Consider the following 20,590-nt stretch of genomic DNA (forward strand, 5'->3'; position numbering starts at 1 on the left):
TCAAACGGCGTTTGATAGCGCATAAAAAAGCCACGCTATAAAGATAGCGTGGCCATGGTGTGTTGCTACTATTTATTAGATTTGCGCAGAAAACCCCGTACTTTTAGTGTGGGGATGTCGAGCGCGTCGCCCGTCAGGGCGACTTGTTGGGGCGGTTTTGTTCCTCAATGTATTGACGGATTACCGATATAGGCGCACCGACTGCCAGTTCTAGCTTCTTGTTTAGTGTCCATGGACCGCTTATGCTCCAAAGCATGAAGCAGACCAAGACCTTGAAGGTTCGAGTCAAAGACAAGCACGTCGACCAGCTCAATCGTATGGCGCGCAACGTGAACTTTGTCTGGAACTACCTCAACGAACTGAGTTCACGAGCGATTCGTGAACGCGGTCTGTTTCTATCGGCCTACGATATGCACCCCTACACAAAAGGTGCAGGCACGGACCTGGGGCTGCACAGCCAAACGTTGCAGGAAGTCGCCCGTGAATACACGACACGCCGCAAACAGTTCAAGAAGTCGCGGTTGGCATGGCGCAAGTCCGGCGGTGTTCGTCGCTCACTCGGCTGGATTCCAGTGAATACCGGCGCGGCCAAGTGGAAGAACGGTCAAGTGTTCCACAACGGCACCTACTTCAAGGTCTGGGATAGCTACGGTCTTGGCCAATACACATTTCGTTCAGGCAGCTTCAATGAAGATGCCCGAGGCCGTTGGTACTTTAATGTCGTGGTTGAGGTGAATATTCCGCCTAATCAGGCCCAGGGTGAGGTTGGTATTGATCTTGGCCTTAAAGATACCGCGACATGCAGCGACGGCCAAAAGCTGGAGGCAGGACGCTTCTACCGTGACCTTGAAGCCAAACTGGCAGCCGCCCAACGAGCGGGCAATAAGCGGCGTGTGAAAGCGATCCACGCCAGGATCAAGAATCGTCGCAAGGATGCCAATCACAAGTTCAGCCGTCAGCTGATCAGCCAGTACGGCACAATCGTAGTAGGTAATGTCAGCGCCTCAAAGTTGACAAAAACCAGGATGGCCAAGTCAGTGCTGGACGCTGGCTGGTACCAGTTGAAGACGATGCTGGAATACAAATGCGATCACGCAGGCACCGTCTTCAAGGAAGTCAATGAAGCCTACACCACCCAGACCTGCTCGAATTGTGGCGCACTGCCCAGGGAAAGGCCGAAAGGTATCGCAGGTCTTGGAATAAGAGACTGGATATGCAGCGAGTGTGGTGCCTCGCATGACCGGGATGTGAATGCAGCCCGTAATATCCTAAGTCTTGGGGCAGGACGTTGCCCTCAAGCAGTTGGAATCCCCCGACTTTAGGCGGGGGAGGACGTCAATCATTCTAACACGGTGTTAGCGCTCTAGTGCCACTAGCATCTTGCCAGTATTGCCACCTTTGAACAGCTCCAAAAACGCATCCGGTGTGCTCTCCAGGCCCTCTTTAACCGTTTCCTTGTAATCAATTTTACCCGCCGTTACTTGGGGAGCCACTTCCTTGAGGAACTCAGAGTAGTGATCCCAATGGTCTGCCACAATAAATCCTTGCATCTTCGCTTTGCGTACAAGCATTTGAGACAGATTGCTGGGGCCTGGCGTGGGTTTTTCGGCGTTATAACTTCCGATCATGCCGCAGACCGCAATACGAGCGCCCTCATTTAGCTGGCTTAATGCGGCTTCCAGGCAAATGCCACCCACATTTTCAAAATAAACGTCAATGCCTTCGGGGCTGGCCAGCTGTATCGCATCGCTTAACTCGTGAGCGCTGCGGTCGCGGTAGCTAACGGGCTCAACACCCAACGACTCAAGCCACGCAAGCTTATGCGCTGCACCTGCAATACCGACCACGTGACAACCCTTGGCCTTGGCAAGTTGAACCACTAGTGAGCCCACCGCACCGCTGGCAGCACTTACCAACACATTGTCGCCAGGGCGGCACTCGGCAATGCGGTTAAGGCCGGTCCAGGCAGTCATGCCAGGCATGCCCAATACCCCAAGATATGCCTGCTCGGGTACATCAGCGTTGGGTAGTGGATAAACGCCTGATGAAGAGATCTGAGCGATATCGCGCCAGCCGCCCATATGGCTAACAATATCGCCCTCTTTTAAGCGTTCATCGTTGGAGGCAATAACTTCGCCTATTGCGCCACCTTCCATTGGCTGACCCAACCTGAACGGTGCGACATACGTATGTTGCCCGCTCATGCGGCCGCGCATGTAGGGGTCTACCGAGAGCCAGCGGTTGCGAATACGCACTTCACCTGGGTTGAGATCAGGAAGTGATTGGGAGTCCAGAGTGAACAGTTCACGTTCGGGTAAGCCGTTGGGGTAATCGGATAGGGTAAAGAAATGAGACTTCATGCATAGCTCCTGTCACGTGAAAGCGTATTAACGTACTTGAAACAGATGTACTTGAAGCATAGAGATCATTACCTTGCGCGCAAGTTCGTTTTTTTTGAAGTCATTTATGGGGTAAGCCAAGTTTTTAAAACACCAGGCAAGAACTGGAGGCAAAAAAACAGGGCGCTCAAATGAGCGCCCTGTAAGGTTCAGCGAAGTACAGAAGTGATGTGTCGTTGAGCGGCTAAGGGGTACCACACACTTAGGGGGTGTGCTATCCGTTAATCCAGCAACGTTACCATGACCGGGGCTACTCCCTGGTTCAGCATGCCCAATGTGCGTGCTGCTCGTTTGGATAGATCAATAATCCGCCCTTTTACAAAGGGGCCGCGGTCATTGATCAGCACTTCTACTTCTTGCCCTGTATCAGGGCGGGTTACCAGCACTTTCGTCCCAAACGGTAAGCTAGGATGAGCAGCGGTGAGTGCCTGCTGGTCAAACGCTTCTCCGCTGGCAGTGAGTGCGCCTTGAAAGCGATCACTGTAGTAGGAAGCAACGCCTTCCTGTATATCTGTGTCGTTGGCAAACGCGCTATTTGCTGTCATGGCGATAAGCAGGACAGCTAAACAACTCGTTCGAAATAGTCGTGTAGGGGCTCCCATTGGAGTACCTCAGTTATTCGTATCGAGAGTCTCGCAAGCATCAATGAGGTGCCGGATAGGCGAAGGGATGGTAACGCGCTCTTTCAGAGTCAGCAAGCTTTAAGACGTTCGGTGCAATTGACCCCAAAGTTGCGTGTTTTTTGATGTTCCCGTTATGACCTTGCATTTCAGGGGGTTAACGGGAGATGGCGAAATATGAGTAAAGTTCTTTTGGTACATTAAAATGATACCGCTCATTGAGCATTTTACTTACCATTACGTATTATTCATCTTGCTGAACGACCCATCCTTCCGTCATTGATCAAGGACGCCCTAATGGCTAAATCCTCTCCTTTTGCGCTAATCGTGGTTGCGGTAGGGGGAGCTGTTGTCGGCTTTTTAGCTGCACAGACTCTGTCTTCCGATGCTTCTTCCTCTTCCTCTTCCTCTTCCTCGGTGGCGTCTCAATCCGCCGAACAAACACCAACCGCAGATGCACTGGTGGGGCTGGATAGCGTTACGCTTGGCGAGCGACTGCGTGGGGAAATTACGGCCAGTGACCTGCTTAATGGCAATGATGGAAGCCGCTATGACCGCTACATGATGACGCTTGATGAGAGTGACCTGGTTGAGTTTAGTTTGCGCGGTGCCCTGAATGGTATCGTAGCGCTTTATGATGATCAGCTTCAGCTGTTGAGCGTAGCGCCTACTGCGCGCCACCGTATTGAGCAAGCGGGGGATTACATGGTGGTGGTCAGCGGTGCTGATAGCAGCAGTTATGGCCCTTATACGCTGAACAGCCGAGTGGTTGAACTAAGCGATAGCACGGTATTGGCCCTTGATGCTCCACTGGACAGCTGGTTGGATGGCTCCTCCAGCGAGTATACGCTGACCATCGAAGAAGCTGGCATGTATCAGTTGGAAATGCGTTCCGATGAATTTGATGCGTATCTTGAGCTTAGCGGGCCAAATGGCTATTTCCGGGAGGACGACGATAGCGCGGGTAATTTGGACGCCCGAATTTCAGACTTCCTGGTGCCGGGTGACTACACAGTGACGGCGCGCACATCTTATAACGAAGGTGCTGGCCTTTTCACGCTTACTGCTGAGTCGCGCGAATTACCCGGCGATGGCGAGCTGCGCAACGACGGTAGCATTGTGCCAAATGACTCATTAAATGGTTTGTATAGCGGCCAGAATCTTAGCTATCAGGTTGAAATTGAAGAAGCAGGCATGTACCAGATTGACATGATGTCTGATGATATTGATGCTTACCTGGTGCTCGAAGGTCCTGATGGCTATTACCGTGAAAATGACGATGGCGGTGATAATCTGAATGCCCGTATTGCTGATTTTTTTGAGCCCGGTACTTATCAGTTAACGGCGCGCACTGCTTATGGCAGTGATAGCGGTTTGTTCAGGATTACCTTGGAACCGCAAGAGCTACCTGAGGGGATCGAGCTGCGTAACAGCGGTGCAATCACGCTTGGCGAAACGTTAAACGGTTGGTATACCGGTGAGTCACTGGTGTACGAGCTTGAGCTAGCCGAAAGCTCATTAGTCACCATCAATATGCGCTCCAGCGACTTTGATGCTTATCTGGAACTTGAGGGCGAAGGTGTAGCTGTTAGTGATGACGATGGTGGTGCCGGTACCGATGCGCAACTGCAACAGCAATTGCTGCCGGGCACCTATACGGTCATTGCGCGTGGCTTTAGCACGGCGAGCAGCGGTTTGTTTGAACTTGACGTAACCGCTGAACCGGCACAAATGCAGCCCAACATGTAATTGATTACGCTATTTTAAGCTGTTGTGCCTCTCCTTGGTGGGCAAGGGCGCTTAAGTATGACTAAACTCAACTTGGCGCCCTACAAAATGCCTTACAAGGAGATAAAATATGCTTCGTTGGAAAATGAGTGTATGTCCCATCGCGGTTCTGCTGCTAAGTGGCTGCCAATCGGCTGATGCTGAAACGGCCGATATCAGTGCCCTCGCATACCAGCCATTGGATAAGCAGTATTCATCTCCTGATTGTCAGGATGAGCATTGTTCAACGGTGAAGATATCTGCATTAACATTCCCTGATAACCCCGCATTAACAGAGCAGGTGCAAGAGCGCCTGCTTGCGCTTGCCTTGGGTATAACCGATGGCGACGACACGCCCGCTGACGACTGGGATCACTTCGCTGATGAGTTTTTTCATCGTGCTGAAGAGGACAATACCAGGCTGCCTCACCCGATGGCGAGTGAAGCACAGCTGAGTGCCAGTGTGTTTTCCCGTCAGAACGACCTTCTGGTGCTTGAGCTTGATAGCTATGTGATTTATGCAGGCCAGGCCCACGGTTTGCCATCCACGCAATTTATGGTCATTGATGAGCGTTTGGATGAGGTGGTTACTCTCGATGATATGCTCATGGCTGGCGGTCAGGAGGGCTTTGATGAAGCGTTAGCCGAGGCTCATGAGCGTTGGTTGAGTGAGCAGGATGTGGGTGAAGATTTTGCGTCCAGTTGGCCATTTACTAACAGCACCAACGTGGCACCGCTTGAAAAAGAGTGGATGGTAAAATACAACGTGTACGAAATTGCTCCCTATGTGATGGGGCAGCCTGAGTTAACGATCCCTGTTGAGGAATTAAAAGGGATAGTTGAACCTCGTTATTTAGGCCAATGATAGTTGTTAGCGCCATTGGCTTTATAAGGCAATAAAACAGTGGCTGTGGCAGGCAGGAGCACACTGGAAATACACCATCATTCTAAAGCTTCTGCTCTGCTGCCTACTATTAACAATAAAAAGGCATGGATGGCGATGAATCAATCAATGGAAGCACGCCGCTGGGTGTGTTTAGTTATCGTAAACGCGGAAGGAAAATTCTCAGCCAGCTTACCGTTGGTGGACGCTAGCTGAGATGAACGGTGACGCCGATGATGTGTTTAAGCCGAGCTGGCTGCCGGCGCTTATGGCAGGCGTGCTGCTTAGCGAGCCGCTTCTAAACGTCTTCACCGGCCAGCGTTTAAGCAGCCCGCCACTACCAGCAGCGCCGCGGTGGGTAAGCGCCAATCCAGTACGCTAACGCCCGCAAGTACCAGTAAAAGACCCGCTAAAATGGGCACGCCATAGGCAAGGCTGCCGACCAGGCTTGCATGCCCCCAGCGCAGGGCTTTATCCCAGGCCACCATGGCGATTCCGTAAGGCCCTAACCCCAATGCAACACCTGCCAGCAGCGCTTCACTGCTGGGTAGAACCAGCTGGCCTTCCATCCCGATACTGGCAAGCGTTGCGATGGCGCAGGCAATCAGCAGCAGGCGAGGAAGAAGCGGCGTAATGCACACGGGTGCGGCTTGGCTTAACCATGAATAGAGTGCCCAGCAGCAGGCGGCAAGCAAGGCGAGCCCATAGCCCAGTGTTGCTCCCCCCAGGCCATTACTTAATGCCTGCGGCACGAGCAAAATGGCGGCACCTGAAAAGGCAACCAGTGCCCCGGTAATACCTGCCAAGCGTATCCGACCAAAGCGACTCCACTGGCTTAACAACACGAAAAGTACTGGCCAGGTGTAAGTGATAAGCGCAGCCTCGGCCGCAGGCGCAAGGCGCATGCCGATGAAGTAAGTGCTTACTGCGCCCAGTATCAACAATGGGATGCCTACCCAGATGCCTAACTGCCAGTTCAGGCTGCAGCGGGTGGTATTTACGCGGCGGCTTAGCGGCAGTGTGGCAAATGCGCCAGCTAATAGTGTTAAAGCGGTTAGCTGCAGGGGCGAAGAAGTGTGAGCTCGTTCAGCAAGCAAGGGGGCCACGCTCCACAGGATGACAGCCACTAACGCGGCGCCAACGCTATACCAACGAGGAAACACAATAGGGGAGTGTGTACGTTGCATGAATGATCTCCTTGCCTGGAACATATGCAATGCAGCATACTCGCCAATAACACATCACAATATCAATCTCTTATGATTGTTTTGATCAATTATGGTGATATATGCGGGCGCCAACGTTAGACCTCACGTTGCTACGTACGCTAGTAGCGATTGCCGATACCGGTAGCGTCACGGCGGCGGCTAAACGGCTGGATTACACGCAGTCCACGGTGAGTATGCAGCTTCAGCGTCTGGAGGCTCAGCTGTCGCTCAGCCTGCATGAACGCGATGGGCGACGTATCCGGTTTACACCTGACGGTGAGCGATTACTTACTCACGCTCGGCGTATTCTGGCGCTTAATGACGAAGCATGGGGCGATATGCAGGCCCAACAGGTAACCGGGGATCTGACACTGGGAATACCAGAAGATTACGCATCGCTGTTGCCATCGGTATTTGCTTACTTTCACCAGCTTTATCCAGCGGTGGGGCTAAAGGTTATTTGCGGAACAAGCGCCCACTTGGTTGACCAGGTAAAAGCTGCTGAGCTTGATTTAGCTCTGGTGACGCGCCAACGTAATTCGCCCGGAGGCGATGTTATCCGCCGTGAGCCGCTGGTCTGGGCGGTGGGCGTTAACCAACAGCCGTTACTCAGCGACCCTATCCCGCTGGCGCTTTACTCGCCAGGCGCCGACGTGTTTCGGGAAGTCGCCGAGCAGGCGCTGCATGGCGCCGGGCGTAACTGGCGGGTGGCGTATACCAGCCAGTCGATGGCGGGGTTGGCACCGATTGTCATTGCCGGGCTTGCCGTTGTCGTGGTGACACGCAGCATGTTGACACCTTCACTGCGCCCGCTGGATGAAAGTAGCGGCCTGCCCGCCTTGCCCATGATCGAGCTGGCGCTGCACCGTGCGCCTCATCGGCCATCCGAGCCAGCTCGGCGCTTGGGCGAGTTGATTCGTGAACAGCTAGCGGCCCCCAGCGAGGCGCTATAAGATCAAGTGTAAAGCGTTGAATGATTAATCGACTTAATATAGCTAGACTAAACGCCATATAACGTTGCTGCCAGGAGTGCTCAATGCACGAATTGGATCACTACATTTATCCACACCGGGTGCTGCATTGGCTGGTGGCCGTCGCCGTGCTACTTGCTCTGGCCAGTGGCTTAACCATCGGAACGATAGGGTATGAACGTACGGTGGCGCTGGTAGGCAACACGCTCACTAACCTGCTTTATACCAGTCATAAAACACTGGGTTTAACGATTTTACTGCTAATGACACTGCGCATTATTACTCGCGTGGCGTTTGTCGTGCCTGACCACGACCCGCCCTTGAATGCGTTTGAGCGTATTGTCAGTACGAGCGTGCATCACCTGCTTTATTTGGCGTTGGTGATGATGCCGCTGCTGGGTTGGGTTGCGACCGCCAGCGGTGGGTATCCGGTTGAGTTTTTTCAGTGGCACCTGCCTGCGCTGATCAGTGAACGCCCAGCGCTTTCTGACCAGCTCTACACATGGCATGGACGTCTTGGCTGGGCCATTGTGGTGTTAATCGTTTTGCACGTGGCGGGAGCGTTATTTCATTGGCGGGTAAAGCGCGATAATGTCACCAAACGTATGAGCCTATTCGACTAGGTTTCAAACGACTAGGTTTCAAACGACTGGGTTTCAAGCGACCAGGTTTCAAGCCCAAACCCTCGCAGGGAGCGATGATATATGGGCCTACAGATCGCTTTCATTATCGGTTTGGCCGCCGTGCATATCTTTGCCAGCAGGCTTCGAAAGCTAAGTGCTGTACCTCGCAGCGCTTGGCTTTCATTAGCAGGTGGCGTCTCGGTTGCTTATGTCTTTATTCATATATTTCCTGCCCTTCGCGATGCCCACGAAACCATTAACGCCCATGGGCTGCTGAAGGTGCTGGAGCATAATGCCTATATCGTGGCGCTCATTGGGTTGGCGGTATTTTATGGGCTTGAGCAAGCCGCGACATGCGTTTGTGGCCGGTGGTATTGTGCTTAATATGTTGAAAGAGGAGTTGCCGGAAGACCGCCATAGCCGCTTTTGGCCTTTTGCGTTAGGCGCGCTTATTAGTACCGTGCTGCTGGTGTTTTCGTAGCGTTTTTTTAAAGTGTCCAACCGGTGCCAAGTCTTGGGTTTAGACAGGCTTTTGATCCTTGCTGGCAATATGGGTGGCCCGCCACACGGTGCTGGGTGTTGCTCCCTGCTCAAAATCTGCACAGCTATCCACGCGTGTTAACACATACGGTTCGCAGGTAATTCGTAGTTCACCCTGCTGACTGGGCGTTTGCCACGTGACGCTTACCTGGCAGGCCGAAGGCGGCTCAGTGAGCGTCACGTGGCTCACACTTGGTTCGCTGATAGATCCGTGATCATTGAGCCAGTTCAGCGCCGCTACTTGGGCGCATTGCTGTACGGGCGTAAGGTCCGCGCCGCCGCGATAACAGGGTAGGTAAGGGCGATTGGCTGCTTCGGCATCCAGCAGGCGCGGCAGGTGTTCTTCACTGATTCGCCCGTATTTGCGCCGCTGGGGAAATACGATAACGCTGGCGGCCAGCCGACAACCACCCAGGTGAGTACTTTGCCAGATATCAAACGGATGAGCATGCTGCAGAGCCTGCTCGTCAAGCGCCTGATACGTTTTAAAGCCAAACTTGGCGCAGCACTTGTCTTTTTTACCGTGAGTACAACACAGGATCAGTGAGCTCTGTAGCGATGCTGTGTACCAGTGCTCAAGCGTGGTGTTATGGGTCAGTGCGGTGAGAAAGTTAAGTAGCTCATTGCGGGGCACGTCATAGATGGCCCCTTCGGGCAGCAAGAAAACTCTGTGCTGATGGGACGGCTGATCGCGGCGATGGATAAGGTTAATGCGCCGCCCGTTGCCTGCAATGTTATTCACCGCCTCCTGTACCGCCTCTGACATATCGCTGGCATGGCGCATGCCGCGTCCCCATTTCTTGCTAGGCCAGCTAATCAGTAAATTACGTTCGGCGTGAGCGCCGTTGCCCGCTAATGGGTCGCCTATGGCAGCACTCTCGACGCTGCAAAATAATGACGCCGCGCTCATAGCGATGCCGTGGCGGTTAACGGGTTATTAGGCAGGCGAGTAGCCGGTGTTGAGCAGTGACCAACGCTGGGTACGCAGACCAGCCGCTGACTGTAAGGATCGCGGATAACGTGAGCATTCAGATCAAAGACCTGCTTCAGGTTATTACGGGTAAACACGTCTTCAGGCTGGCCGCTGTGAACAATTTCGCCGTTACACAGCATTACCAGCCGGTCAGCATAAGCCGCCGCAAGGTTAAGGTCGTGTAAAACCACTAACAGCGTGCGGCCTTTGTCATGGGCGAGGCGCACCAGTAACTCAAGTACATCCACCTGGACTTTTAAATCCAAGAAGGTAGTGGGTTCATCCAGCAAAATCAGTTCGGTTTCCTGCGCGAGTACCATGGCAATCCAGCAGCGCTGGCGCTGACCGCCTGAAAGCGCATCAATCGAGCGGTGAGCAAAGTCGCTCACGTCGGCCGTTTGCATGGCGTCCTGTACGGCCCGCTCATCTTCTGCCGACCACTGGCGAAAACGCCGTTGATAGGGAAAGCGGCCCAGGCTAACAAGCTCGCGGACCGTCATGCCGTCAGGTGTCGTTGGGCTTTGCGGTAAAATACCCAGTTTGCGCGCCACATCACGGGTGGCGTGCTGATGGATATCTTGCCCATCCAGAATGACCTGGCCACGTTCGGGGGTCAGCGTGCGTGCCAGAGTTTTCAGGAGGGTCGATTTGCCGCTGCCGTTAGGGCCCAATAAAGCAGTAACACGGCCTGTCTCAACCGTGAAATCGACGTCTTTTAAGACGGGCCGGTCAGCATAACCTGCCGTCAGGTTGATACCGCTAAGCCGCTGTTCGGGCATGGATATTCGCTGCCTTTTAGTGATAATCATTTGTATCTATGCGGCCAAGTGTGGCATTGTCGCAAGCTTTCTGTCTACTCCAATGAGGCCCTCTTTGCCGGGCTTAGGTGGGTCATGCGTTTTTTTTATGTAATGTTAGCCCTGCTTGGCGGTTTATTGACCAACGCTGCTGCTGGAGATGAGCCCGCTCGCCGGGTGGTGCATCCGTTCGGGGAAACCCTTATCGAAGGCAAGCCTGCGCGGATTGTGTCGCTGTATCAGGGAGCAACCGATACCGCACTGGCCTTGGGCGTTACGCCCATCGGTGTAGTGGAATCCTGGGTCGAGCGCCCTATGTATCACTACTTGCGCGATGCGCTGCCCGAGACGGTGCGTTATTTAGGCCTTGAAACCCAGCCTGACCTTGAAGGTGTCGCTGGCCTTCGGCCTGATCTGATTGTCGGTGCCGACTATCGCCATGAGCTTGTTTATCCGCTGTTATCGCGAATGGCGCCAACTGTGATTGTAAATACTGGACTCGATTTTAAAGCCCTGCTTACCCTTGTGGGGGCTGCAACCGATCGCGAAGACGCCGCGCAACAGCTACTCATCCAGTGGAATACCCGAGTGGCTGATTTTAAGCGCCAGATCTCAGCCAAGCTGGGCGATGCCTGGCCCCAGCGAGTGGCGATTGTCAGCGTGCGAGCTGATCACGTACGGCTTTATTATCACGGCTTTGCGGCCAGTATTCTTGCCGAGCTCGGGTTCAGCTTGCCTGATAAGCAGGGTAGAGACAGCTGGGGGATCAAGCTTAGCAGCCGCGAAGGCATACCCGCACTTGAGTCCGACGTCATGTTTATGTTCCTGCAGGGCGCTGAGGCGTCCGTCGCGTATACCCTGGCGCAGTGGGCGCAGCATCCTTTGTGGCAAAACCTTACCGCCGTGCGTAATGACCAGGTGTTTGAAGTCGACCCTGTAACGTGGAATATGGGCGGCGGCATTATCGCGGCCAATCATTTGCTGGATGAGCTTTACGCCCATTACCGGCTAGCTCCTTTTTATCCTGAGGAGGGCGTACGTGTTAATCACCCATAGCGCTAAGGGCTGGGGGATGCTCACAAGCGCAGCACTAATGCTGGTGGCTTTTTGGCTGAGCCTTGCGATAGGCCAGATCGAGATGGAGTGGTCCGCTGTTTTCAACGCATTGACGGCCTATCAGCCGGGCAATATTGATCATCTTATTGTGCGTACTGAGCGTTTTTCACGCACGGTGATCGCGGCGTTAGTGGGGGCAAGCCTTGCCGTGGCAGGCGCGTTAATGCAGACCTTAACCCGTAATGCGTTAGCCGCCCCGAGCGTGCTGGGCATTAACGCTGGGGCCATGCTGCTATTGGTGGTGGCAAGCACGTGGTGGGGCTTAAAGTCGCCGTTTGCCTTGGTGTGGGTGGCCTTTTTGGGTGCCGGAGGAGCGGCATTTCTGGTGTATCTATTGGGGCGTAGCCCTGGGCGAGGGCTTTCTTCGGTGCGGGTGGTTCTTGCGGGTGTGGCCATGACGGCGCTGTTTGTTTCACTCGCTCAGGGTGTGCTGATTGCCCATCAGGACCAGTTTGAAAGCCTGCTCTTTTGGTTGGCAGGCTCGGTCGCCGGGCGCGAATTAAGCGCTGTTACCCCGCTATTGCCGCTTTTTGGTGCGGCACTGCTGCTCTGCGCTTTGCTATGCCGTTCCCTGAACCTGCTGGCGCTGGATGATGAAGTCACCACTGGCTTGGGCCAGCGCACCGGTACCATTAAACTTTTAACCGGAAGCGCGGTGATCGTACTGGCCGGTGGAGCGGTGGCTATCGCCGGCATGATTGGCTTTGTAGGACTGATTGTGCCGCATATGGTGCGCGGGATTTTTGGCCGTGATCATCACTGGGTATTGCCGGGCTGCGCCTTATTGGGCGCAAGCTTATTGATGTTGGCGGACACCGGCGCACGAGTGTTAATGCCCCCACAGGAAGTGCCGGTGGGCATTATGACCGCGCTGCTCGGAACCCCGTTTTTTCTCTACCTGGCTCGGCGCAGGAGCCTTGGCTTATGATCGCACAGCCACGTCTTTGCGCTTTAAAACATAGCGATGCGCATCAATCTCGCTGCGTGGTGGCCGTGCTTAGTGTCATACTCCTGGCAAGCCTGCTGCTCTCGGTATCACTGGGCAGTCAGCCCACGGCTTTTATGGATGTGCTGCACGGGTTGATACGCCCCCAGCACAGTGATATCCAACTGATACTGTATGAGCTGCGCCTGCCAAGGACACTGCTGGCCATCTTCGTTGGGGCAGCCCTGGCGGTGTCTGGGCTGATACTCCAGAAACTGGTGCGCAACCCCTTGGCTTCCCCGGATGTCATCGGGATCAGTAGCGGTGCATCGGTGGCGGCGGTGCTGGTGTTAACGTTGGGGGCGGGCGTGATCAGTGAGCGTTGGCTACCGCTCGCCGCCATGGCCGGGGCGTCACTCGTTGCGCTGGGTATCGTTACGCTTGCCTGGTCGCGCGGAGTAACGCCGACACGCCTGGTGCTGATGGGAATCGGTATTGCGGCGGCCTTGGGCGCCGTTACCACGCTGTTGCTGGTCTTAAGTACCGATACTTCAGCCATGCATGCGTATATCTGGATGACCGGCAGCCTGTATGCGACGCAGTGGCCAGCGGTAATAGGCATGGTGTCTTGGGTCGCTTTGGGCCTGCCACTGGCCTTCGTGATGGCGCGCCAGTTGGATGTATTATCGCTGGGGGATGAACTGGCGATTGGCCTGGGGTCACAGGTCACGATGAGTCGTTTAAAGCTATTGGGCTTAAGCGTGATCTTAACCGGGGCGGCGATTGCCTATGCGGGAGGGCTAAGCTTTATCGGCCTGATAGCACCGCACATCGCGCGGCGCCTGGTGGCTAATCGCACAACCGCATTGCTGCCGGTTACCGCGCTCATCGGCGCACTATTACTGCTGTATGCGGACTTAATCGGCCGGCTTGCGTTTTTGCCCCGCGACTTACCGGCGGGCATCTTTGTGGCTGGTATCGGGGCGCCTTTTTTAATCTATCTGCTTTATCGCTGGCAGCGTCATTAATCTTAAGCCATATAACTAATTAATCCTTGGCTATGTACCGATAGGCCGCAGATAAAAAAAGGCGACCCCCAAGAGGCCGCCAATCGATCGCTAGAAGGAATACTAGAACAGCGCAGGTGATAGAAAATAGTGGTTAAAAATCGACGCTATAGCCCAGCGTAAAAGTACGTCCGCGACCAGTGAAATAGTAGTCGTCACTGACGCGCGCCGCTTGGGAGTAATAGGTCAGGTACTGCCGGTCAAACATGTTTTCGATACCGAAGCTCGCTCGGCCCAAGGGTAGTTGGTAAGTGAGAGCGGCATCCACCAGGCTGTAGCCATCGAACTCAAGTTCAGGGTCGTCGACGCTGCGGTTAAAGTAATGCGTGCCTTGCAAATGGCTTGATAGCTGATTGTTCCATGCCGCCGACCAGGAAAGCTTGAGCGTGCTGGGCGCGATATTGATCCCGGTAAGCTCGGTATCGACCTGGCCATCGCCGGTAGTATCCGATTTACCCTCGGCATAGGTATAGCTGGCCTTCAGCGTATGGGCGTCGGTAACCTGCATATCGCCGCTAATCTCAACGCCACTAATTTCGGTTTTCTCCCGGCTGCCTACCCACACGCCGTTATCCTGGGTTAAACGCTCGCCGTAATCCGAGTTGGATTCGTAATAGCTAAGCTCAAGCCCATAACGTCCCCAGTCAAACCGAGCGCCGATTTCGCGGTTATCGGTAACGATAGGCTCCAGCTGTAATAGGCTATCAACAGACTGATTGGGGGTTGAAATACTGCGCAGCACGCGACCAACGTCAGGCATGCCAAAGCCTTCCGAGTAATTGGCATAGAGCTGTGCCCAATCGTTAACCTGGAAGACCAGGCCCGCATTAAACAGCGTTTCATCGAAGGAGGGTTTTCCGCCTTCAACGCTCACTAAATCCTGGGTTACGTCGCTACGGTCAAGCGTTGCAAAACTATCCACATCCAGTTTTGCATGCTCATGGCGAACGCCGGTTTGCAGCAATAGCCGATCCGTCAGATCCAGGTCGGTCTGCAGGAACGCGGCAATGTTATTGAATTTGCTGTCCGGCACGTAGGTGCGGCTGGTATGGGTCAGCATCTGGCGCGTTTGATCCTGCAGTAAATCCACCCCGGTGGTGAGCGTTAAGCGGTCATCCCACAGCCCGCCCCGGCTAAGCGTGAACTTGGCGCCCAGCTTGTCTGACTCGTTGCGCGTTTGATCATACAGCGTTTCGCCAGCTTCGCCGGGGTAGGGAAACGTGGTGATGGTATCGAACTGAGCCCGAAACTGTTGGCTGTAAAGCTGGGCATCAAGGGTATTGCCGTACCAGTCGCTATGCGAGTAAGCCGCGCTGATCGTGGTGACTTCGTTATAGCCAGGCTCGCCCAGCGGTGTACCGCGCCTCGCAGTGGTGGGGGTTCCTGCGCTACGGTCGCCCGCAACCGGCACATAGTCATTATGGCCTTCAAGCTCGAAACGATTGACCGAGAGTTCGATATGTTGATCATCGCCCAGCCAGTAGCCGACTTTCGCCAGCACGTCGTAGCTGCGTGAATTTTGCAGCTCGCCTGGGTAGGCAACGCCAATAATCTCGTTGTTACCGTCGAAGAATACGCCGCGCTCGTGGCGTGTAACCGCTGCCAGGTAATCCCAGTTGTCCTGCTGGCCGCTGAGCCGATAATCAATCTGATGACCAAAGCCTTCCGACTCGAAGCGATCATCCGTGGTTAGACGAATGCCAGCATGCTGATTGAAAGAGCCGCTCTCTGCTCGGCGGGTCACGTAGTTAATAATGCCGCCTGTTGCTCCCAAGCCATGCTCGGCACTGGCGCCGTGGATAACCTCTATACGCTCGATCATGCTCAAGTCGATGGTATAGCTGTCTCGGGCGCTGTCACGCAGTGGGTTGGATTGCGGTACACCATCGATTAGAAACAGCGGGGAGCGGCCACGGAAGGTTTCTCCGGCATTGGAAAGCTTTTGGCGACTGGGCGAGTAGGATGGAATCAAATTGCTTAGCACTTGCCCTGGGTCTTGGGTGATTGCCAGCTGCTGCTCGATTTGTTCACGGGTAATGATAGTGACTTTTTGCGCCGTTTCCCCTGCGATGCTCTGGTTACGCGTCGCCGATACCACTAACTCAGCTAGTTCATGGGTAGGCGGCTCCTGAGCGGATGAGTGCGCTGGTTGAGACTGTTGAGCATTGGCCAGCGCAGGCCATAAAAGCAGCGGTAGCAAGCGAGCAGGGGTAAGTGTCGAGCGAATAAACATAGCGATTGGGCCCTTACTGGATAGCATTTTTTCGTTTTAATAAAGAGCGAAGGTCAGTCTTTCAACATAATGGTAATGTTTATCATTGATATGTGTAAATGATTATGTTTTGAGTTGTGGGTAGGGGCTGAAAAATGCAAATGAAAATCACTTTGCGCATTGACTTGACGAGGTAGTCCGTCACAATTCGCTGCCTATCTTTCAGTCAGGAAGCGCTAATGGAGTTGTTGCAGGTTGTCTTTCGTCATTACCGCTGGCCATTTTTAGGTGCCATTGGATTAAGCCTTTTGAGTGCGGGCCTGGGGGTTGGTGTCATTGCCTTTATCAATCAACGTTTGATTGAAGTTGGCAGTCCGCTTTCAGCGCTTCCTCAGTTCTTGGGTTTGCTAATTGTGCTGCTCGTTGTGACGCTGGGGACTCAGTTAGCGATTACCCTGCTGGGTCACTACTTTGTGTATGACCTGCGCACAAGGCTTGTGAAGCGCATTCTGGACACCGATATCGAGCGGCTTGAGCAGTTGGGTAATGCTACGTTGCTGGCGAGTCTTTCAAGCGATGTGCGTAATATCACCATTGGTTTTGTGCGCCTGCCTGAGCTTGTGCAGGGCGCCGTGCTGGCGCTTGCTTCGGTTGTCTATTTGGCGTGGCTTTCACCAAAGATGGTGGTCATTACCGTGATATGGATTGCGGCCACGATGGGAGTGGGCTGGGTGCTGATTTCAAAGGTATATCGGCACTTTAACCTGGTGCGGGAAAGCGAGGATCAGCTCTACAAGGACTACCAATCTGCCATTGAAGGGCGCAAAGAGTTAACGCTCAACCGTGACCGGGCTCAGCGCTTTTTTGATGCCACCTTCACCCGCAATGCGCGCGAGTATCGCTACCATATTATTCGTGCGGATTCGTATCATCTAAGTGCGGGAAACTGGTCCAACATTATGATGCTGGGAGCCATTGGCGTGGTGTTTTTCATGGCCAATGGGCTTGGCTGGGCAACACCTGCCGTTGCCGCTACGTTTGCATTGACGTTACTGTTCTTGCGTACGCCTTTAATTCAAGCCATCGGCGCCTGGCCCACCTTGATAAGCGCACAGGTCGCGTTTGATAAGCTGGCAAGCCTGGAGCTTGCCGAGTATCAGCCGGGCTTTGCAGTTGATGACGCCTTTGCTGCCTGGCAGCGCCTTGAGCTTGTGGATGTGAGCTATCACTATCCTGGCAGTGAGCAGGACGAAGGGTTTCACGTTGGCCCCGTCAACCTGACGCTTGAGCGCGGCGAGCAAGTATTTCTGATTGGCGGTAACGGCAGCGGCAAATCCACCCTGGCGCGCTTGTTAACCGGCTTGTATCAGCCGCAAAGCGGGCATATCAAGGTGGACGGCCAGACGCTGACGCCGGCGCAGTGGCAAGGGTTTCGAGCGCGATTTGCCAGCGTGTTTACCGACTTCCATCAGTTTGACTTGGCGATGGGCCCGGGCGGTAAAAATGCCGACCCTGTGTTGGTGGCTACCTGGCTTGCGCGGTTACAAATGCAGCAGAAGCTGAAGTGGGAGGATAATCGGGTCATTAATACTCAGCTTTCCCAAGGGCAGCGCAAGCGCTTGGCACTTTTACTGGCGATTGCTGAAGAGCGGGATATTTTACTACTTGATGAGTGGGCCGCCGACCAGGACCCTCAGTTCAGACGGCTGTTCTACCGCGAACTATTGCCGTACCTGCGTGATATGGGCAAAACGGTGTTTGCCATCAGCCACGATGATAGCTACTTCGTGCATGCCGACCGTTTATTGGAAATGTCCCAAGGGCAGCTAAGTGAACTAACCGGCGCGCAGCGCGATCTGGCAAGCCAGGATGCGGTCACTCAAATTAACAGTTGAGGTTGAAAATCTGAGGTTAGAAATCTGAAGTTAAAAATTTGAAGTTAAAAAATCTACAGTTAGAAAGCCGTTAGGTGGCCCGCTTGCGGGCCACGCGGTCGCACCCTTCCAGTGGGCAGTTGCTGCACACGCTAAACTCATCCAGCAAATAGCGCAGGCAGCAAAGCTTGCGCACTTGCTTCACCTCATCGCTGCCCTTGGGCGTATACGTGCGTACAGGCTCAAAGAGCGGATTGCGCTGGCCATCAATATGGCGCGATTCCAGCAGCGCTCGGGCAGCACTAAGCGCCGCCTGGTTCACTTCCGGATGTTCAGCAAGTACCTTCACATAGTAATCCAGATAGCCACCGGCGTTGCTCCAGAACACGCGGGGGGCTGCGCCTGAAATGGCGGACAAGCGTTCAATAAGTGGCGCCCAGTGCTGGGTAATCAATTTGGCAAAACGTTCGCTGGTATCCTGAGCGTCCATCAACGCGCCTTCATGGGGCAGCCAAAGCTGTGTTGTACAGCCTTCATCATTCAAAATGACGTGTACGTCATCCAGCTCTACCGGTAGATCACGGTTAAGAAGCAGGTGAGAAGCGAGGGTAGGCACGGTAAGTGCGCTGAAATGCCACTTCGACCACAGCGACGTAATGGCGCGCTTGTCGCCACCCGGGTAGCGAGCAGCGTAGCGCTCCAGGTCCTGTTCCAGCAGTGCTGTATTGCGCCAGCGCGAAGCCTTTACTGCACCGACCGGTGGCGTGCCGCCAATCAAGGGCGGGGTAAACAGCACAAGCGCGCCCTGATAGCAGTCAGCGAGCGAGGGCAAGGTACGGTTCAGGGCTAGCGGTGGCATAACAAAACTCCCGACATGAACTTGTAAAAGTTCAAGCACACTCGCGCAAACAGTAATGGTAACGATGTGGCGTTAGCGCAGGTTGAAAGTGAAGGAGTCAGCTTAATCGATAATGCTTATCAGTTGAAGTGTTAGTTGCGAATCAGTGCGTTTTACAAAAACGCGCTTATTGAGCGACCGCGATATCATGCTCGCCGTTAGGATGTTTCATGACCTGCATAGGCAACCCATAAATAGCTTCCAGGGTGCTATTACTCATCATGTCACTTGGCGTGCCGTGAGCGAGCAAGCGGCCGCTGTGCAGGGCCATCAATTCATCGCAGTAGCGCGAGGCCATATTAATATCGTGCAGAACGATAATAACCCCAAGGCCGAGCTCATCGCAGAGCTTGCGAATGAGCGCGAGGACTTCCACCTGGTGAGCAATATCCAGCGCGGCCAGCGGCTCATCAAGCAGCAAAAAGCGGCTACCTTGTGCCAATAGCATGGCAAGCCAGACGCGTTGGCGTTCACCTCCAGAAAGCGTATCGACCAAGCGGTCGGCAAACGCTTCGGTATGGGTGAGCGTGATGGCTCGGTCAATCGCGTCTTTATCTTTCTGGTTATGGCGACCCAGTAGGCCGTGCCACGGGTAGCGGCCAAAAGCGACCAATTCGCGACCGGTTAAATTTTCGGCGCTGGGTAAGTGCTGGGGAAGATAGGCCACCTGGCGCGCAAACTCCCGGTTGCCCCAGGCACTTAGCGAGCGTTGATCAAAATGGATCTCGCCCTGACTTACCGGCTGCTGCTGGGCCAGCAGCTTGATCAGGGTCGATTTTCCCGAGCCGTTATGACCAATCAGGCCGTAGACCTTGCCTTGCTGAAAGGTATGCTCAATGGGCTGTAAAAGGGGCTTGCCGTTGATCGCAAAGGTAGCGCCTTTGACCTCGAACATGGAGAACTCCTGGCCGTCAGAAGGTGATTACGAAAAACCGATTGTATCGTGAATGGTTATCATTTAGTAGCGCTGGTCCAGTGCTTCACGAAAGCGGCTGTCTAATCACGAAGGGACCCCCGCCATACGGGAAAGCACGCCATCTTTGAGCCCGATGCGGTGAATAAGCGCCATTATCACGTGCCCAACCACCAGTGCTAAAAGCAGCCAAGCGAGCGGACTATGTAGTGCGTTGGCCGTCGCTATCAGCCATGGGATTTCGCGCTCGGCTGCGCTGAAAAGCGGTAGGCCATAAATATCCAGCGCACCGCCTCTGCCGTACTGGCGCAAGATGGCAAGCGTTGGTAGCGCGATCAGCAGCGCATACAACGTGACATGCACGCCATGCGCTAGAGCACCCCTTATCCCAGGCGCATACGAAGGACGCTGCTGGCGATTTAGCCATGCCCAGCCCGCACGCAGTAACGTCATCACTAAAAGTATAACGCCCAACGAGCCGTGGGGGCCGACGCTAGATAGCAGCAAGGTGAGGGGCGTTTCGCCAAACCCGCGCCACGCCAGCACAACGCTGAACTGAAGCAATACGATAGCGGCTGTTAACCAGTGCAGAGTGCGGCTTATGATGCCATAGCGCGTAGCGCTGTCTCGCCAGTAGGAGTGAGAGCTTGTTAAAGCAGCAGGGGAGGTTATGTCGGCCATTATTATCTTTCTCGATTCAATAACTGTTTTGATGATGCGCTGTTACAGCCCTACAGAGCGGCACTAACGAGGGCATCAATTGTAGTGCTAATCGTTATCATTTAAAATCACGCGCTTATATTC

19 protein-coding genes are annotated in these 20,590 nt (G+C 54.2%); 10 read left to right on the forward strand and 9 right to left on the reverse strand.

What is annotated here, in order from left to right; all coding sequences use genetic code 11:
* Nucleotides 1-272 precede the first annotated feature (272 nt).
* Entirely contained in the window at nucleotides 273-1,322 is a 1,050-nt protein-coding gene (locus tag ACT3RU_RS13645) for an RNA-guided endonuclease InsQ/TnpB family protein (RefSeq protein ID WP_483392755.1), read from the forward strand.
* Nucleotides 1,323-1,355: 33 nt separating this feature from the next.
* Here the strand turns inward: ACT3RU_RS13645 and ACT3RU_RS13650 are convergent, their stop codons facing one another.
* Both ACT3RU_RS13650 and ACT3RU_RS13655 read right to left on the reverse strand, forming a co-directional pair.
* Nucleotides 1,356-2,360 carry an NADP-dependent oxidoreductase gene (locus tag ACT3RU_RS13650; RefSeq protein ID WP_192526641.1) on the reverse strand — a complete coding sequence of 335 codons (1,005 nt, stop codon included), beginning with the start codon at nucleotides 2,358-2,360 and terminating at the stop codon, nucleotides 1,356-1,358.
* Nucleotides 2,361-2,620: 260 nt separating this feature from the next.
* Entirely contained in the window at nucleotides 2,621-2,944 is a 324-nt protein-coding gene (locus ACT3RU_RS13655; protein WP_412767824.1) for a septal ring lytic transglycosylase RlpA family protein, read from the reverse strand.
* Between the two features lie 372 nt (nucleotides 2,945-3,316).
* On the opposite strand from ACT3RU_RS13655, the gene ACT3RU_RS13660 reads away from it, so the two are divergent.
* Together ACT3RU_RS13660 and ACT3RU_RS13665 are read left to right on the forward strand one after the other, a co-directional pair.
* A complete protein-coding gene (locus ACT3RU_RS13660; protein ID WP_192526642.1) occupies nucleotides 3,317-4,768 on the forward strand; it encodes a hypothetical protein in 1,452 nt (483 codons plus the stop codon).
* A gap of 109 nt (nucleotides 4,769-4,877) precedes the next feature.
* Nucleotides 4,878-5,651, forward strand: coding sequence for an RsiV family protein (locus tag ACT3RU_RS13665; protein ID WP_087108190.1), 774 nt, complete (start codon nucleotides 4,878-4,880; stop codon nucleotides 5,649-5,651).
* Between the two features lie 326 nt (nucleotides 5,652-5,977).
* Here ACT3RU_RS13665 and ACT3RU_RS13670 read toward each other — a convergent pair whose 3' ends face one another.
* Nucleotides 5,978-6,856, reverse strand: a complete 879-nt coding sequence (locus ACT3RU_RS13670; protein ID WP_192526643.1) for a DMT family transporter — start codon at nucleotides 6,854-6,856, stop codon at nucleotides 5,978-5,980.
* Nucleotides 6,857-6,957: 101 nt separating this feature from the next.
* Here ACT3RU_RS13670 and ACT3RU_RS13675 point away from each other — a divergent pair, with 101 nt between their 5' ends.
* From ACT3RU_RS13675 to ACT3RU_RS13685, 3 genes are all read left to right on the forward strand, one after another.
* Nucleotides 6,958-7,830, forward strand: coding sequence for a LysR substrate-binding domain-containing protein (locus ACT3RU_RS13675; protein WP_087108193.1), 873 nt, complete (start codon nucleotides 6,958-6,960; stop codon nucleotides 7,828-7,830).
* Between the two features lie 83 nt (nucleotides 7,831-7,913).
* A complete protein-coding gene (locus ACT3RU_RS13680) occupies nucleotides 7,914-8,471 on the forward strand; it encodes a cytochrome b (RefSeq protein ID WP_192526644.1) in 558 nt (185 codons plus the stop codon).
* 81 nt (nucleotides 8,472-8,552) lie between these two features.
* Complete coding sequence (locus ACT3RU_RS13685) at nucleotides 8,553-8,855, forward strand: hypothetical protein (protein ID WP_225733688.1); 303 nt, start codon at nucleotides 8,553-8,555, stop codon at nucleotides 8,853-8,855.
* A gap of 136 nt (nucleotides 8,856-8,991) precedes the next feature.
* Here ACT3RU_RS13685 and ACT3RU_RS13690 read toward each other — a convergent pair whose 3' ends face one another.
* Entirely contained in the window at nucleotides 8,992-9,921 is a 930-nt protein-coding gene (locus tag ACT3RU_RS13690; protein ID WP_192526645.1) for a ferredoxin family protein, read from the reverse strand.
* On the reverse strand, nucleotides 9,918-10,763 hold the full coding sequence (locus ACT3RU_RS13695) for an ABC transporter ATP-binding protein (protein WP_192526646.1): 846 nt from the start codon (nucleotides 10,761-10,763) through the stop codon (nucleotides 9,918-9,920). Before ACT3RU_RS13695 ends, ACT3RU_RS13690 begins: the two co-directional genes overlap by 4 nt.
* Nucleotides 10,764-10,877: 114 nt before the next feature.
* Here ACT3RU_RS13695 and ACT3RU_RS13700 point away from each other — a divergent pair, with 114 nt between their 5' ends.
* Genes ACT3RU_RS13700 through ACT3RU_RS13710 form a run of 3 tightly spaced genes read left to right on the forward strand, consistent with a single transcriptional unit; the run spans nucleotide 10,878 to nucleotide 13,850 of the window.
* Nucleotides 10,878-11,837, forward strand: a complete 960-nt coding sequence (locus ACT3RU_RS13700) for an ABC transporter substrate-binding protein (RefSeq protein ID WP_192526647.1) — start codon at nucleotides 10,878-10,880, stop codon at nucleotides 11,835-11,837.
* Complete coding sequence (locus ACT3RU_RS13705) at nucleotides 11,821-12,825, forward strand: FecCD family ABC transporter permease (protein ID WP_192526648.1); 1,005 nt, start codon at nucleotides 11,821-11,823, stop codon at nucleotides 12,823-12,825. The genes ACT3RU_RS13700 and ACT3RU_RS13705 overlap by 17 nt, the downstream gene beginning before the upstream one ends.
* Nucleotides 12,822-13,850 carry a FecCD family ABC transporter permease gene (locus tag ACT3RU_RS13710; RefSeq protein ID WP_192526649.1) on the forward strand — a complete coding sequence of 343 codons (1,029 nt, stop codon included), beginning with the start codon at nucleotides 12,822-12,824 and terminating at the stop codon, nucleotides 13,848-13,850. The genes ACT3RU_RS13705 and ACT3RU_RS13710 overlap by 4 nt, the downstream gene beginning before the upstream one ends.
* 133 nt (nucleotides 13,851-13,983) lie before the next feature.
* Here ACT3RU_RS13710 and ACT3RU_RS13715 read toward each other — a convergent pair whose 3' ends face one another.
* Nucleotides 13,984-16,122 carry a TonB-dependent receptor gene (locus ACT3RU_RS13715; protein ID WP_192526650.1) on the reverse strand — a complete coding sequence of 713 codons (2,139 nt, stop codon included), beginning with the start codon at nucleotides 16,120-16,122 and terminating at the stop codon, nucleotides 13,984-13,986.
* A 218-nt stretch (nucleotides 16,123-16,340) separates the two neighbouring features.
* On the opposite strand from ACT3RU_RS13715, the gene ACT3RU_RS13720 reads away from it, so the two are divergent.
* A complete protein-coding gene (locus tag ACT3RU_RS13720; protein ID WP_192526651.1) occupies nucleotides 16,341-17,996 on the forward strand; it encodes a multidrug ABC transporter permease/ATP-binding protein in 1,656 nt (551 codons plus the stop codon).
* Between the two features lie 70 nt (nucleotides 17,997-18,066).
* Here the strand turns inward: ACT3RU_RS13720 and fhuF are convergent, their stop codons facing one another.
* The 3 genes from fhuF to ACT3RU_RS13735 all read right to left on the reverse strand — a co-directional run bounded on the left by fhuF (nucleotide 18,067) and on the right by ACT3RU_RS13735 (nucleotide 20,467).
* Entirely contained in the window at nucleotides 18,067-18,834 is a 768-nt protein-coding gene (gene fhuF, locus ACT3RU_RS13725; protein WP_192526652.1) for a siderophore-iron reductase FhuF, read from the reverse strand.
* A 166-nt stretch (nucleotides 18,835-19,000) separates the two neighbouring features.
* Complete coding sequence (locus ACT3RU_RS13730; protein ID WP_192526653.1) at nucleotides 19,001-19,768, reverse strand: ATP-binding cassette domain-containing protein; 768 nt, start codon at nucleotides 19,766-19,768, stop codon at nucleotides 19,001-19,003.
* A gap of 105 nt (nucleotides 19,769-19,873) precedes the next feature.
* Nucleotides 19,874-20,467, reverse strand: a complete 594-nt coding sequence (locus tag ACT3RU_RS13735) for a cytochrome b (protein WP_192526654.1) — start codon at nucleotides 20,465-20,467, stop codon at nucleotides 19,874-19,876.
* Nucleotides 20,468-20,590 lie beyond the last annotated feature (123 nt).

Source organism: Halomonas sp. TP35 (assembly GCF_052375975.1).
GTDB classification, from domain to species: Bacteria; Pseudomonadota; Gammaproteobacteria; order Pseudomonadales; family Halomonadaceae; genus Vreelandella; species Vreelandella citrativorans.